The sequence below is a fragment of the Blautia sp. HA8986 genome, assembly GCF_056504635.1.
This window is the reverse complement of record NZ_JBWLUQ010000001.1, coordinates 754353-770613: the sequence shown is the minus strand read 5'-3', so window position 1 is coordinate 770613 and position 16261 is coordinate 754353. Positions and strand designations below refer to the sequence as shown.

At 39.3% G+C, this 16261-nt stretch carries 16 protein-coding genes; all 16 read left to right on the top strand.

The annotated features are described in order from the left end of the window. The first annotated feature begins 43 nt into the window (after positions 1-43). Positions 44-466: an IS200/IS605 family transposase gene (tnpA, locus tag AC04Q4_RS03520; protein WP_476388509.1), complete on the top strand. Its 423-nt coding sequence runs from the start codon at positions 44-46 to the stop codon at positions 464-466. After that, complete coding sequence (locus AC04Q4_RS03515) at positions 466-1248, top strand: RNA-guided endonuclease TnpB family protein (RefSeq protein WP_476388508.1); 783 nt, start codon at positions 466-468, stop codon at positions 1246-1248. The genes tnpA and AC04Q4_RS03515 overlap by 1 nt, the downstream gene beginning before the upstream one ends. Beyond that, entirely contained in the window at positions 1245-2135 is an 891-nt protein-coding gene (locus AC04Q4_RS03510) for a glycosyl hydrolase family 95 catalytic domain-containing protein (RefSeq protein ID WP_476388507.1), read from the top strand. The genes AC04Q4_RS03515 and AC04Q4_RS03510 overlap by 4 nt, the downstream gene beginning before the upstream one ends. A 747-nt stretch (positions 2136-2882) precedes the next feature. Then, positions 2883-3398, top strand: a complete 516-nt coding sequence (locus AC04Q4_RS03505) for a sigma-70 family RNA polymerase sigma factor (RefSeq protein ID WP_476389080.1) — start codon at positions 2883-2885, stop codon at positions 3396-3398. Beyond that, on the top strand, positions 3398-4825 hold the full coding sequence (locus tag AC04Q4_RS03500; protein WP_476388506.1) for a DUF4179 domain-containing protein: 1428 nt from the start codon (positions 3398-3400) through the stop codon (positions 4823-4825). Before AC04Q4_RS03505 ends, AC04Q4_RS03500 begins: the two co-directional genes overlap by 1 nt. A gap of 212 nt (positions 4826-5037) precedes the next feature. Next, a complete protein-coding gene (locus AC04Q4_RS03495; protein WP_476388505.1) occupies positions 5038-6390 on the top strand; it encodes a L,D-transpeptidase family protein in 1353 nt (450 codons plus the stop codon). Between the two features lie 127 nt (positions 6391-6517). Continuing rightward, complete coding sequence (locus AC04Q4_RS03490; RefSeq protein ID WP_005423080.1) at positions 6518-6703, top strand: hypothetical protein; 186 nt, start codon at positions 6518-6520, stop codon at positions 6701-6703. Positions 6704-6714: 11 nt separating this feature from the next. After that, on the top strand, positions 6715-7188 hold the full coding sequence (locus tag AC04Q4_RS03485) for a response regulator (RefSeq protein ID WP_476388504.1): 474 nt from the start codon (positions 6715-6717) through the stop codon (positions 7186-7188). A gap of 256 nt (positions 7189-7444) precedes the next feature. Next, positions 7445-7996: a hypothetical protein gene (locus AC04Q4_RS03480; RefSeq protein WP_476388503.1), complete on the top strand. Its 552-nt coding sequence runs from the start codon at positions 7445-7447 to the stop codon at positions 7994-7996. A gap of 77 nt (positions 7997-8073) precedes the next feature. Beyond that, on the top strand, positions 8074-9960 hold the full coding sequence (locus AC04Q4_RS03475; protein WP_476388502.1) for a family 20 glycosylhydrolase: 1887 nt from the start codon (positions 8074-8076) through the stop codon (positions 9958-9960). Between the two features lie 298 nt (positions 9961-10258). Beyond that, entirely contained in the window at positions 10259-10924 is a 666-nt protein-coding gene (locus tag AC04Q4_RS03470) for a response regulator transcription factor (RefSeq protein ID WP_005423065.1), read from the top strand. Positions 10925-11373: 449 nt separating this feature from the next. Further along, positions 11374-12342 (top strand): ATP-binding protein, encoded by a 969-nt coding sequence (locus AC04Q4_RS03465; RefSeq protein ID WP_476388501.1) that lies wholly within the window; start codon positions 11374-11376, stop codon positions 12340-12342. Positions 12343-12441: 99 nt separating this feature from the next. Next, a complete protein-coding gene (locus AC04Q4_RS03460; protein ID WP_476388500.1) occupies positions 12442-13926 on the top strand; it encodes a DUF6034 family protein in 1485 nt (494 codons plus the stop codon). Positions 13927-14044: 118 nt separating this feature from the next. After that, positions 14045-14818 (top strand): hypothetical protein, encoded by a 774-nt coding sequence (locus tag AC04Q4_RS03455; protein ID WP_244092535.1) that lies wholly within the window; start codon positions 14045-14047, stop codon positions 14816-14818. Between the two features lie 18 nt (positions 14819-14836). Further along, complete coding sequence (locus tag AC04Q4_RS03450) at positions 14837-15565, top strand: ABC transporter permease (RefSeq protein ID WP_476388499.1); 729 nt, start codon at positions 14837-14839, stop codon at positions 15563-15565. Positions 15566-15608: 43 nt separating this feature from the next. Next, positions 15609-16259 carry an ATP-binding cassette domain-containing protein gene (locus AC04Q4_RS03445; protein WP_044925097.1) on the top strand — a complete coding sequence of 217 codons (651 nt, stop codon included), beginning with the start codon at positions 15609-15611 and terminating at the stop codon, positions 16257-16259. The last annotated feature ends 2 nt before the right edge of the window (positions 16260-16261 follow it).

The window sequence follows — 16261 nt, the reverse complement described above, 5'->3', positions numbered from 1 at the left end:
AATAGTAATTGTATTAATTAATGAACCATAGCATAATACAAATATGAACACAACATATAAATCAAACAACAATGTCGTCTATTCCTGTAAATACCATGTAGTATGGTGTCCAAAGCATAGACGAAAAGTATTAATTAATGGTGTGGACGTCCGGCTGAAGGAGCTGCTCACAGAGTATGCTGCAAATCTTTCTGTAGACATTCTGGAAATGGAGAGCATGCCAGACCATGTTCATATGCTTTTGGAAGTAGATCCTCAGTTTGGCATCCACAAAGCTGTAAAGTCATTTAAAGGCTATACGTCCAGAATTTTAAGACAGGAATTTCCCTATCTTAAAATGAAAATGCTGACTCTCTGGACAAACAGCTATTTTGTATCGACGGTGGGCGGTGCTCCGCTGGAAACAGTAAAACAGTATATTGAAAACCAGGAAACATCGCAGAGACAAAAGGATAAGATGGGATAATGCAAAAAGGAATTAAATTTAGAATCTACCCGAACAGAGAACAGAAAAACTTCATCCATCAGACCCTGGGATGTTGCCGGTTCATCTACAACCGGGGACTTGCCATACGTAAGGAAGGCTATGAAAATGGGGAAAAGATCGGATATTCCCAGACTTCCGCCATGCTGACTGAACTGAAAAAGCAAGAGGAGTTTGCCTTTTTGAAAGCAGCAGATTCCATTGCATTACAGCAGTCTTTGCGGGATCTCGACCGGGGATTTGTGAATTTCTTTCAGAAACGGGCTTCCTATCCAACCTTCAAAAGTAAACATAACCGGTTCCAGTCATACAGAACGGTAAATCAAAAAGATAATATCCGTATTGTGGGAAGATATATCAAACTTCCGAAACTTGGATTTGTTAAAATACGGCAGTCGATGGAAGTGGAAAAGATTAATCACGTGATCATTGAGCACACACCGGCTGGAAAATATTTTGCGGTTTTAAATGTTGATTTTGAACCGGAACCATGCTCAAATGCTGGCGGAACGATAGGGATTGATGTCGGAATCAAAGCGTTCTACTCCGACAGTAATGGAAATACGGTATCAAATCCCAGATATCTGGAACGCTCAATGCGAAAACTCATAAGAGAACAGCGCAGGCTTTCCCGAAAACAAAAAGATTCCCATAACCGCGAGAAGCAGCGGATCAGGGTGGCAAGAGTGTATGAGAAAGTAACCAATCAGCGGAATGATTTCCTGCAGAAACAGTCAACGATGCTGGTGCGTGAAAACCAATGATCGAGGGAGCCGTAAAGTTCTATCTTGGGTTCCTGTTCCCATATGGGGAATACTATGTTACCGGGCCTTCCACTTCCCCGGAAAACCGTTTCTGTGGAGAAGATGGAAAATCCCACAGTGTGGGAATGGCATCCACCATGGATATCAGCATCCTGAAAGAACTGTTTGGGTACTACCTGAAAATATGTAACATCCTAGGCATAGAGGGAGAGACAGCGGATGTAAAACGGGTACTTTCAAAACTGTCGCCATTTAAGACGGGAAGCTTTGGACAGATCCGGGAATGGTTCCTGGATTATCCGGAAACAGAGATCCATCACCGCCATGTTTCCCATCTGTATGGTCTTTATCCCGGAAACCTGATCACAGAAAAAACCCCGGAGCTTCTGGAAGCCTGCCGGGTGGCTCTGGAAAGGCGCGGGGACGAAGGAACCGGATGGTGTATGGCATGGAAAGTATGCCTCTGGGCCAGACTCCGGGACGGGGAACATGCACTGGGGCTTTTGAAAAACCAGCTCCGTTATACCAGGGAGGAAAATATTTCCTGTGTGGGAGGCGGCATTTATCCCAATATGCTGTGTGCACACCCACCGTTCCAGATCGATGGGAACTTTGGCTTTGCAGCTGCGGTTGCAGAGATGCTTATCCAGAGCAGGAAAGGGCATATCCTGTTACTTCCGGCACTTCCGGATGAATGGAAAGACGGAAATGTCCGAGGAATGAAGGTACAGGGTGACATCACAGTTGATTTCGAATGGAGAGATGGCAGGATACACAGGGTTCGCCTCTGCTCTTCCCGGGAGCAGAAAGTAACGCTGGAATGTAATGGAATTTCAAAAACAATATTTTTAAGACCTGATGTGACAGAGGATATGATTTTTGGTTGATCTGTCCCGAGGGCCTGGAAATCATAGACAGTGGTAAGTAATGGGGTACAATAAAATATAGCCAATCGATTTTGCCAGAAACTATTGATATTTCTTAGGGTATCGCATATAATATAGTTAAACCAAAAGGTTTCGTGTAGCGGCACGTAAAAGCTGTACTGTGCCCGGGCAGGGTAATTACTGGGACTATTTGATACTCGGAAGGGTATTACGCCCACACCAGGGAGATACGGTGAGTCCGCGCCGGGGACTTAATGATACCGGCGACATTTTAGACGTTCGGAAGGATGTCGCGGCTGACAGCCAGCATAAAACCGCTTTTTAAGATTATGGGCACTGGATAACAAAAAGTTGTCCGGTGCTGTTTTTATATTATAGTGATGATTGGGAAAAGATAGATGGGAAAACAACAGGATAGAGAGAAAATCGTACAGGAGATTAAAATAGCTGCCGATCTGTATAGGAAGCATTTAGTGTGGCGATTCAATTAATCTATCCTGAGGGTATGAGAATTATTGACAGCCGTATCATGTAAAACGCACATGGTACGGCTGTTTTTATACCCTAATAGGACCTGATGATCATAAAATTTGAACGATTTCGGGGGTGTTTTTATCTGAGATAATTTTTTTAAAAATATTTGCAACCTTTTTAGGGATTCGCACGTCTAATAAGTAGGAGCACATAAATGAAGCTTCTATAGTATACTCCGGATGACTGGTCTGAGATAGGAGAATTGGAACTATGATGAATGAGGTTTTGGTACGAAAAGCGAAGAAAGGCGACAAGGATGCTTTTTGCAGGCTCATGGATGAAAATGTACAGAGTATGTACAAGATTGCAGCAGCATATCTGAAAAATGATGAAGATGTTGCAGATGCAATACAAGATACGATCCTTTCCTGCTATGAAAATCTAAGAAGTCTAAGAAAGAACAGATACTTTAAAACATGGCTGATACGCATCCTGATCAATAAATGTAAAGATGTCATACAAAAGAATAAACTGGTTACTTTTATGGATCAAATTCCAGAAACACCTTTTCATGAAGAATATGAGACAATAGAATGCTTACAGGCATTAGAACCATTGGATAGTAAATATCGTTTGGTTGTTATTCTGTACTACATGGAGGAATTTAATATCCGGGAAATCAGTAATATCCTGGATTTGCCAGAAAATACAGTGAAATCCCGCCTTCATCGTGGAAGAAAAAAAATCGCAGAGATATATGGATATAAAATTAAGGAGGAACGTGTCTAATGATGACTCTAAATAATAATGAGAAAGATTTCCAGAAAAAAATGCAAAAGGATACTGAAATTCCGGCGATTGTACATGAACATATCAATCAGGCATATCATTTGATTGAGAATAATACGGTTACTCAGAAAAAAGCACCAAGGGATCCATTCCACTGGATGAAAATCGGAGGCAGGGTAGCAGGAGGTATGGCAGCGGTACTGGCGGTTGGAGTTATATTCTGTGCAACCAATCCAGTAATGGCAAAGAATATCCCGGTTGTAGGAGGGCTTTTTGAAATCTTGCAGGATAATGTAAGTTTCTTTGGTGATTTTTCGGATTATGCAACAACCTTGGAATCCGTTGATGGAACAACGGCAGATGGCAGTGAAGCAGATGGGGACAAGACAGGTAATGCCACTAGTGAGAATGCTTACATTAAAACAGCAGATGGGCTGACAATTACATGTTCTGAGGTATATGCCAACAGCCAGGCGGTCTATATAACTATGCAGTTTAAGAGTGATAAGCCATTTCCAGAAACGGAAACCAGGGCGGAAAGTGGAACACCGGTCATTGATCTGGATATGACTGGTGGTGTGGACTTTAATCCAGAGGCTAGTCCGGTGATCGACGGTCAGGTGGAAGGACAGTTTCTGGATGACAACACCTATGCATGCATTTTCCGTTATGATCTTGCTGAGGCGGCAAAAGACTATACGGAATATAATGAGAAATACGATGAAATGACACAGCAGGTAATGGATGAGATGGGAATAACTCAGGCGGACTTAGATGATCAGACGGATGAAGGTTATGCGCTACTGGAAGAGTTTATCAATAAATTGTCTGAACGTGGTGGAGAATATCAGAAGTACATTAAAGAAATTGATATTCCAGATACCTTTAACTTGCATCTGGATATCACGAAGGTAAGAGGGCTGGAAGCAGACTATGAGTGGTCAGAAGCAGATGATGAAAAATATGGAAGGGATGCCGGTTACTACAAATATAAAGGTGACTGGAGTTTCGATATCCCGGTTACGGTAGATGATACCCGGACAGAAGTAATGGAACTGAATGATACAAACGATGCAGGTATCGGACTCAAATCCGTAATTCGTTCTCCGTATGAACTGACGGTAAATGAACTTTATAAGGAAGGATCCAACAGTGACTGCTTCATGGTAGCTCTTGATGCCAACGGAAACACACTTCCATATAATGAGTCTACTGGAAACTGTAATAACTTCGCAATTCAGGACAGGGATATTTCGACAGTAGATATTTATTTCCTGGATTATATCCAGTATATGGATGAACTGAAGGGGCAGCAGAATTTTGATAATCCTACGAAAGAAGACGGACAGAAATGGAAAAAACTTCTGGAGGAAAATGCAAAGTACCATAAGACATTACATTTTGACAGTGACAATGCAAAAAACTAATTGATTCAAAGAAAGATAAATAAGACATGAGACCAAAAGAAGTGATAGGGCAATCAATGAGAACCACAAAATCGGCAAGACCAGGTTCAGTTGTTTATGTGCCGATGGATAAATCGGAATTCAGATCCATTATATTTTCAGAAAAGAAGAAAAATAAAATTAAGAAAATTGTAATATTGATCATATTGATGATTTTTGTTATAGGCTGTTGTATGTATGCAGGTATATCTTATTATTACTCATATCACTTCTTTTATGGGACGACCATCAATGGGATTGACAGTTCAAATAAGACAGCTTATGAGGTTGAGCAGGAGATTGCTGGGAAAAAGGAGAACTATACTATTCAGGTAAGGGCAAGAATGCAGGACCCGCAGGCCATTACAGGAAAAGACATTGATTATAAATACGTATCTAGCGGTGCGGTTCTCCAGCTGCTGAAAACTCAGAAATCATGGGAATGGATCGGCAGTCTTTTTGAAACAAAAAACTATATGGTTCAAGAAGAGACTTTTTTCAGCCGGGAGAAACTGGAAGAACAGGTAAATTCATTAAATTGTGCGAAAAAAGAGAATCAGATAGCACCGGAAAATGCGTATGTAAGTTTTGTTAACTCAGAATTCACTATTGTGCCAGAAACGGAAGGCAACGAATTAAATACCAAAGAAGCTTATCAGATGATATGCAGGGCAATCGATAACGATGCGGCAGAGGTAGATCTGGAAAGTGATCCAAAGGCTTATAAGAAAGCAGATGTGACGAAAGAAAGTTCAGAACTTCAGAATATGGTAAATACATATAAGAACCTGACAAAAGCAAATATCACATATACATTTGGAGACGAAACGGTAACACTCGATGGGAATACCATCAAAAACTGGCTACAGTTTGACGAGAAAAGGCAGTTGCTCCAGAATGATGAAGCCTTCCGGCAGCATGTAGTGGATTATGTGGCACAGCTTGCAGCAGATCATGATACAGTTGGCACTGAAAGACAATTTCAGACCACGAGCGGAAGGACTGTGTATGTATATGGTTCTGCCTATGGGTGGAAGATTGATCAGGACAAGGAAGTAGCACAGCTCATGCAGGAAATTCAGTCAGGAACCCAGACAACCAGGGAACCGGTGTATTCTATGAGGGCAAATGCACACGGAATCAATGATCTCGGAGATACATATATAGAGGTAGATCTTACAGAGCAGTATATGTGGTATTATCAGAATGAAAATATTATTTTTCAATCAGAAATCGTATCCGGACTGCCAAGCGACCCGGACAGAAAAACACCCCCTGGAATATTCACACTGAATTCAAAGAGCAGTCCGTCCGTGCTGCGAGGTGGAATGACAGCAAATGGAACCTACTCTTATGAACAGCCGGTAACGTACTGGATGCCATTCAATGGAGGAATTGGCTTTCATGATGCAGACTGGCAGCCGTACTTTGGTGGTGACAGATATCTTACAGGTGGTTCTCATGGATGCATCAATCTTCCACCAGAAAATGCCGGACAGCTTTATAGTCTTATTCAGTATGATGTCCCGATAATCTGTTTTTACTAATTCTATATTCAAGATGTACAGGACAGGAGCTAAGTTGTAATGCAGCTGGCTCCTGTTTTTCATTGTCAACAGTATCAGATTGGCGCATGATCACCATTTCGGTAATCCAGAACAAAGCAGACTTGATGTGGAAGTGGAAGAGCGATTGGTAAAAGCTAGCAATCTCTTCCTTTCACAAAGAGTGAAGAAGAGAAGGCACATTAATGGGATTGACGTATCAATACTGGAACCATATAATGGGTACAAAGAAAAATTTATTTATGGAAACAAACACATTGACAGAGCATGCAAAAGTGCTGTGATTAAAGTTTAAAAAGAATCCTTATGAACATCATAAGTAATGCTGTCAAGTATAATAAAGAAAAAGAGATACTGCTCAGCTATTATGAAACACAGGTAGATGATGTATCAATTGAAGGCATGAGAATCCTTTTGGCCGAAGACAATGAATTGAACATGGAAATTGCAGAATTCCTTCTGACAAATGCAGGAGCAGAAATTATAAGGGCTTCAAACGGTAAGGAGGCTGTTGAAGCATTTGCAAAATCAGGTGTTGGTGCGATCAATGTAATTCTGATGGATATTATGATGCCAGTTATGGATGGCCTGGAAGCTACCAGAGAAATACGTACAATGAACAGAAGTGATGCATCTGCTGTTGTGATTATAGCTATGACCGCCAATGCTTTTACAGAAGATAAGACTAAAGCACTAAAGTCTGGAATGGACGATTATCTTACCAAACCACTGGAGTCAGAAAAACTGATTCGTGCCTTAAGTAGATATAAACACAATTAACAGTAACGTTCTTATTAGCTTGATTCAGCCATAGAAACAGGGTGTGGTACGAAATATTATGCGTAAATTTATAAAATGGAACAGTAATTCAGACAAAGAGGGGCATATCAATTGGACAATGATATGCCTCTCTGCCGATGTTTGTTAACTGATGCATTTTGTTTATATATTCCCTTATTTTGTACATGGAATCTTTTATATGGAAGGTGTATAGTGAATGAAAACTATATGATAAAAATTATGGAGGCATAAGATTATGGCTGACTTGATAAATTTTGTTACGCTGTTGAATGGAAAATTTGATAATAAGGATCAATTTGAAAAAATAAGTAAGACAAATCCACAGTATCCATATGCAAAGCATATCAATACAATATGTAATTCCAGAATTGCAAATCTCCCAAATGGTTTCGAAGGCGTATTTATGATTGAAGAGAGCTATTATTCTGTACAGGGAACTACCCGATCTTCTTCACATTTGTTTCTTTTCATGGAAGAAAGCAATTCAATAAAACTTATTTCTTATGAGATACCGGAAGGATATGATAAAAAGAATTTTACTTACAAAATGTTCAAAGGTGCCGACTATGATCAGCTAAAGTGTTCTGCAAAATTTACTCCTACATTTTTCAGAAAATCAAGTGATACATGGGAAGGCGGAAGTGTAAGTATGTTTTCTCCCGTATTGAAATTTTCTCTGCATGAAAAGTTCACTGAAAATCAATTGGAAGTATCAGAGTCCATGGAAGTAAATGGGAAAAGAACTTTTGGTTATGATGAGCCGATTATTTACAAACGAATAAAATAGAACATTGACAGGGGATGCTCTGCTAAAAAGATTAATTTATTAAGAAGAGCAGAATTCCTAAAGAAAGAGGAATACGTATGAACATTGTTTTTTCATCTGATAAGAAAGAATATAATACTATTAAAAAAGGTACTGAAATACTGCTCGCTGAAAAGGACGGTTTCAACCAAAACATAGAATTGTTTGTTAAATTTCAGGACAGACCAGAAATATTGATCAATAAAAGAAAAAACCAGATTCATATCATCTGTCAGGAAATATCTCATTATTACCGCGCACTTAATTATGCCATACATCATATGAAAGAGGATGAATTTCAATATCAGGAGCATGTCTGTTTTGAAAGAAACGGTCTTATGCTGGATTGTTCCAGAAATGCTGTATTTACAGTTGAAAAGGTGAAATTCCTGATCAAGACACTGGCAAAACTTGGAATGAATGTACTCATGCTTTATACAGAAGATACCTATGAAGTAGAGGGGCAGCCTTATTTTGGGGCTTATCGAGGAAAATACACCAAGGACGAAATAAAAGAGCTGGATGCTTACGCTTCCATGTTTGGGGTAGAGCTTGTTCCGTGTATTCAGACCCTGGCTCACCTGCACAATGCGCTGAAGTGGGCGGGAATGGATAAGATTCGTGATTCTGCGGACATTCTCCAGCCTGAAAAAGAGGAAACTTATCAGTTTATTGAAAAGCTGCTCAGCTCAGTAAAAGAGAATTTTTCTACCAACAGGGTACATCTTGGAATGGATGAGGCTGTCATGCTGGGACTTGGAAATTATCTAAAAGAAAATGGATATAAAAAAGGGTCACTGATAATCAGGGAACATTGTAACAGGGTCGTAGATATTTGCAGAAAATTAGAATTAAAGCCTATGATATGGAGTGACATGTACATTACAGCAAATTCTACAGGCGGATACTATGATCTGCCCGAAAATACGGACTGCTCCAAATGGGAAAAACCGAAAAAAGATTTAGGATTAGTATATTGGGACTATTATCATGATGATACCAGAACCTATGAAAAAATACTGGATATCCATGCGCAGCTTTCGGATAACGTTATTTTTGCAGGAGGTTCTTGGATTTGGAACGGAATTTCCCCCAATTATTCTAAGACCTATGCGTGTACCAAAGCAGCTCTTTCTACTTGTAAAAAATACAATATAAAAGAGGTTCTCTGTACAGCATGGATGGATAATGGTGCAGAAACCCCGATGGATGCTTTGCTTCCGGGACTTGTACTTTTTGCACACCTTGATTTTCACAGAGACTATGACGAAACAATCCTTAAGCAGGAGTTCAGGAACTGCACAGGCGGAGAATTTGATGATTTTATGGCACTTGACAATTTTGATTCCTTATTCTTAAATACGAAAGAGAATGAAGAGGCTCAAAATCCTTCAAAATATCTGTTATACCAGGATCCAATGTTAGGCATTTTTGATTATCATGTGAAAGAATCAGGTGTCAATACAAAATCTTACTACCAAAACATACAGAAATGTATGAAGGAATGTGCAAAAAAAACAGGAAAATATCAGCTTTTATTTTCATTTTATGAAAAACTGGCGGCGGTATTAGCTGATAAAGCCGATTTGGGCATGTGCATAAAATCAGCATATGACAGATCGGACAGAGCAGCGTTGAAAGATATCAGTCAGAATGTTATTCCTGGAATCATCTGCAATCTGACAGATATGAAATCATCAAGAGAAAAAATCTGGATGAACGATGCAAAGCCATTTGGTTATGAGATTCTGGATATAAAAATTGGTGGCGTAATTACAAGACTTAAAAGTACAGGATACCGGATTGATAATTATCTGAATGGAAATGTGCTTCGTCTGGAAGAGCTGGAAGAGGAAAGACTTCCCTATTTTACCAAAGGAATGGACAAGCGGGAGAATTTATGGAATCGCATCATCAGTGGATGTGATTTGAATGACACGATCTGATAAAGGTAAATGAAGGGAATCAGGCTACGTATGAAAATTCTAGTGATTTTAATAATTTTTGTATTTGCATTGTCTCTCTTTCGAATGATTCTGGAATGGAGTAAAAATAATAATAAATGTTCTCATCAGCGTTATAAACGATCAGAAAATAACGATTTATACAGGAAATCAAAACTATTTTGCAGAATGGTTTTGGTTTCCTTTTTTGCTGTTACAAATCAGTTACAACTGCAATACAGAATTTAATGTATAATTAACCTGTGAAAAGATATTTATAAAAACATGTGAGGTAATAATTATGAAGGCAAGAATTCTTGTGATAGAAGACGAAATGTCAATCAATGACCTGCTATGTATGAATCTGGAGATTGCAGGGTATGAAACAGTAGGATATCTGGATGGAAATGAGGCATATGAAGCAATTATTCAAGATCATGCGTTTCAGTGTGCACTTGTAGATATCATGCTTCCCGGAAGAGACGGCTATAGCCTGTTACCGAAACTGAAGCAGTATGAAATCCCCGTAATATTTCTTACCGCAAAGGGAGATATCGCGAGCAAGATAAAGGGATTAAAAGACGGTGCAGAAGATTATATTGTAAAACCATTTGAAATGCTGGAAGTGATGGTCCGTCTTGAAAAAGTACTGGAACGTAATGGCACTGTACAAGAACAGATTCAAATTGGTGATGTCATCATTGATACTGCTAGTCGTACTGTTACAAAAATGGGCATGGAAATCTATTTAAAGCCAATGGAATATAACTGTCTCATGGTGTTCGCCAAAAACCCGAACAAAGCACTGACCAGGAATCAGATTCTGCAGGAACTGTGGAATGAAGAGTTCTGCGGAGAAACAAGAACTGTGGATGCCCATGTGGGTCGTATCAGGAAAAAGCTTGGCTGGCAGGATAAGATTAAAACAATTCCTAGAATCGGTTACAGACTTGAGGTGGATTTATGAAACTCTTAATAAAGATCTTTTCTCAAACTACATGTATCATTTTGTTGGTATCGTCAGGGATCTTTCTCTATACCACTTATTGTTGGAAAAATCAGAGTATACAGAATATCAACAGTTATGAAAGCAGTATATTCAGAACAAATATCTTACAGTTTGAAAATAAAACAAGCCTTTCTGACAATCAGAAACAGAATGCCGACAACGAAATGCGCCCCCAAATAGTTACTTATGCTTTTCGGCAGGTTTTTCATGACAGCGCTGTTTTATATCTTGATGGAAAAATGATCTATAATGGAACTGTTTATGAATTCGATGTAAAAAAGTTAAGAGAATTATGTGAAAGTAAGGCAAACATGGTGGATCATGGCAGCAACAGTGATGGTCATGGCCCTATGATCAGTCAGATAAATGGAAGGACACTTTTGTTATTTTACTATGGCAATGTAAATATGGGATATCAGATTGTTACTTATAAAGATATAACAGATGTAATAGAAAAAAGTCATCTGCTGTTTTTTCAGACGGGTGGATTTACTTTATCTTTGATCGTGGTGATGGGAATTATCCTTTATTTGAGCCTTCGAAAAATCACAGCACCGCTTACAAGCCTAAGAGAAGCTACGCTTCTTGTTTCTGAAGGTATTTATGATTTTAAAGTACCGTCAGAGGGAAATACAGAACTTGCGCAGATAGGTGCAACCTTTAATTTTATGACAGGTAAAATAAAAGAACAAATTGAAAGTCTTTCTAACATAAACCGGACACAAAAACAGCTTATTGGAAGTCTGGCTCATGAGCTGAAAACCCCAATGACTGCAATCATAGGCTATGCAGATACATTGCTTACTGTGCGCCTAACCCCGGAAAGGCAGGAGAAAGCTCTGATTTATATTGAAAATGAATGTCGCAGGCTTTCAAGACTTTCTATGAAAATGCTGGAATTAACCGGACTCTACGAAGCTTCGGAAGACTCATTCAATCCAGCTGAAATACAGGTGGATAATTTCCTGAAAGAAGTAAAAGAACTCATTGATTGCAGGCTTCAAGAAAAAAACATCTCTCTTGATGTATTTTGTGAACCAAAAGAATTGGTAAAGAAGTTTGATCAGGACTTAATGATAAGTGTAGTGACAAATCTAATTGATAATGCAGTCAAAGCTTCCAGGAAAGAATCTAAAATTGTGCTTGAGGCAACCCCAGACCATCTGATGGTTCAGGATTTTGGAAAGGGAATACCAAAAGAGGATCTGGAAATGGTGACGGAACCATTTTATATGGTAGACAAATCTCGTTCCAGGGCAAAAGGAAGTGTAGGGCTCGGTCTTTCTTTATGTCAGAAAATTATAGAACTGCACGATTTCCAACTGAAGATTGAAAGCAATCCGGGAAAAGGAACTACCGTCTCTGTTTTCTGGTAATCACACTAACGTTTACATATCAGTTACAAATCGCGAAAGATTTGGTGTAATGCTCGATGATATACTTATAACAACCTTAGAAAGGAGATATTACCAGAAATGAGAAAAAACATAAAAAAGTTTGCAGGAATAGTGCTTTGTATTGGAATGTTTACAGGATGCGCACAGACCCCGGATTCTTCTTTGGTAAAGCCGAAGGGGAGCAAGGCTGTAGATGCTTATACGGAAGCGGATGATGTTAGCGGTTCTAAAGGAGAAGCATCTGAAAGCAAGAACGATGACGGTTCAGAGTCAAAGACAACCATCAGGAATCTCATTGATGCTCCTCAAAATTATAAAAGCCATGTGGAAGATAACAGTGCCAAGCTCGTGGTAAATACAGATGCAAGCGTAGAAATTCCGGAAGTGGAAAAGATATCTGCTATTTCTGTCACTGCGGCAGAAGTTACCCAGGAGCTTCTCGACCGTATTACAAACGCATTCTTCTCAGAGGCAAAACTTTATACCCTGGATAGTTATTATGTGAAGACAAAGGATGAAATTAAAAAAACTCTGGATGAACTAAAAGAAGACGTTGCTAACGGAAACCTGGATCCGTATAACTATGGAACAGACGATGATGGGAATTATGTCTATGATATCTATGAAGATATTGAGACATGGGAACAGGAATACGAAACTGCTCCGGAAAAGAAAACCCTGACAGAGGCAAAACCTGTTGCCGGAAATTATTTCAGTTGTATTGCACAAATGCCAGACGATTCACAATACTACTATATGATATCTTCCGATGGCTCCGATACCTTGTCAGTCAAGATCAAGAAAGCAGCAAACAAGGGCGGGGAAAAAATACCGGAGGATGCAATGTGGTGTGATTACGGATATTCTGAAGAGGAAGAAAAACCCACAGAAGAATCTATCGGGCTGTCCCTGGATGAAGCAAAAAAACTTGTAAAGGAAAAAGTTGAAAAAATGGGCATCACAGATTTACAGTTTTCTAACTGGAATTACGCGGTGTGCAAAAGTTTTGAAGGCGATAATAGTTCAGGTAATTTTGGAAATGGATATAGAATTGATTATGCACGTACCATAAATGGTGTGCCGGTAACTCAGACAATTGCAGACGGTGGGGCATTGGAAGATATGGACAGCACGATGGAAACATGGTCTTATGAAAGTCTCTGTTTCTATGTTGATAAAGATGGCATAGAAAGCATGACTTATTCAAATCCCTACACAATTGGTAACATAAAGACAGAGAATTTAAATCTTCTTTCATTCAGTGAGATTATGAAAATTTATGAAAAAATGATGGTGGTAACAAACGCTGATAATATGCAATATGAAAATTCCAGGGTCTATAATATTGATCGGATTGTTCTTGGTTATGCCAGAATATATGAGCCGTCTACTGACGCACACACAGGTATTATGATCCCCGTCTGGGATTTTTTCGGCAGCATGACTTCAGAAAGTGAATATAACGGAGAAACAGAATCAAATACCAGTAAAGATCCGAATGAAAGCTTCCTTACCATTAATGCCGTGGATGGCAGTATTATAAACCGGAATCTGGGTTACTGACATGAGACAGGTATTTGGAATTGTAAGGTACAATTTCTTCGGATTTTTACGCAATCCAAAAGTTATTTTTATATTTCTGTTAGAATTTGTACTTAGTTTCCTGCTTACAGGCAGAATCATGGTTGTAATGGAGACCTACGATACACCGGTACAGGCCATTGAACCATTTATCTGGACATTTGGGGATGGGATAGCAGTACTGTCCAGTTCGCTGCTCTTGCTTCTTATGTTTTCTGACCTGCCGAAGATGACACCTATTACTCCATACCAGCTGACCCGGACAACCAAGAGGAAATGGCTTTTAGGTCAATTCATTTATGTTATTCTTGTAACTGTTTTATATACGGTTTTGATGCTGCTGTTTACGGCCGTGCTGTGTATGAAAAAGAGTTATCCAGGTAACCTGTGGAGCGAAACTGCGGCCATGCTTGGTTATTCAGAATTAGGAAAAAACCTGCAGGTCCCTTCTACAGTAAGGGTCATGGAAAGTATCTCACCCTATGGCTGTATGCTGCAGGTTTTCTTCCTTCTGTTTTGTTATTCGCTGACCTTAAGCTTTGTAATCCTTGTAGGAAATCTCTATAAAGGGAAGACTAAGGGGATGATTTTTGGCCTTCTTTACAGTGTCTTTGGTTTTTTATTGGACCCGAAAGTACTGGCTGCAATTTTACATAAAGAAAAATACGAAATGTATCAGGTAAATGTATTAATCTGCTGGATCAGTCCTCTGAACCAGGCAGTATACGGAAAACATAACTTGGGTTATGATCCATTGCTCCCGAAAATCTCGCATTCCTATATGTTTTTTCTGGGTATTTTAGTTCTTCTTGCAGTTCTTGCAATTAACCGGATGAAAAAATATACCTTTGAATTTCTTGGAGAAAAGACATGATCGGAAGGGGGAAAACCTATGTGGGGTGAAACAAAACGTATGTTTTTTAATAAGAATTTTCTGGCAGCATGGCTGATAGCCTGCATCTCCATCGCCATTGGACAGACTTATCCCAGCTTAAAAAAAGCACTGACATGTGGTACTTTTATCAGTATACTGGAATGTTCCTTAAAAAGTCAGGCAGTATCTTTTGCCATTCCGGTAGCAGCCGTATTGCCATGGAGTGATTCCATTCTGCAAGAATATAAAAGTGGATTTTTAAAGGAGATACTTCCCAGAACGACTCGCAGACAGTATATCGAAGGTAAAGTTTTTTCCATTATGGTATCTGGTTTTATGGTCTGGACATTAGCTATACTAACGGTACTTTTTATCAATTTTATTGTGTTTTATCCGCTGGAGATACAGGGTGTTATTCAGAAAGAAGCACTTCTGGACTTGCTCATGAAGGCATTCCGGACAGGACTTATCGGAAGTATCATAAGTACTTTCGGTGGAAGCTGCGGGATTTTATGGGATTCTGCTTACATGGTATATGGAATCCCTTTTGTAAGCTTCTATTTCGGAATTATTCTTCATGACCGCTATTTTAAAAATCAGATATGGTTTTATCCAGTAGAATGGATACTGGCTGATAAAAATTGGGGACCGAACAAAATAGGAGTTTGGCTATTTCTACTGTTGTTTTTATTAGTAATGCTGGGAATTCTGGGAGGTGTTTTATATGGAAGATTGGAAGAAATCTGAAGGGACATTTAATCTGGCCTGTGATCCGCAAAGAGCAAGTGGAATGATGCAGAACACCTGCGTAAAAATAGAACACGTGACCAAACGTTTCGGTGAAGACATCGTGTTACAGGAAGTAAATCTTTCCCTGAAAACAGGGAACGTCTATGGGATTGTTGGAAATAACGGTTCCGGAAAGACCGTTCTTATGAAATGCATCTGTGGGTTTCTCCCTGTAACTACGGGCACTATTTTTGTATTTGGAAAAAAAATAGGCCATGATGTGGATTTTCCTGAAAGTCTTGGAGTTATTATCGAGACTCCCGGTTTTCTTACACAATATACGGGCTTTAAAAATCTGGAGATCCTGGCAGACATGAATGGCCGGATTTCGAAGGCCGATATCCGCATAGTCTTAAAAAGGGTAGGATTGGATCCGGACATGAAGAAACCCGTCGGAAAATATTCCCTTGGAATGCGTCAACGCCTTGGTATTGCACAGGCCATTATGGAAGATCCTCTTTTTTTGATCTTGGATGAGCCGTTTAATGGACTGGATAAACATGGCGTGGAAGAAATAAGAGAACTGCTGCTGGATTTAAAAGCAGCAGGAAAAACCATTTTGCTGGCAAGCCATAATGAAGAGGACATCAGAATCTTATGTGACCACGTATATGAAATGGATGGAGGAATCTTAAGAGAAAGGACTGCCTGATA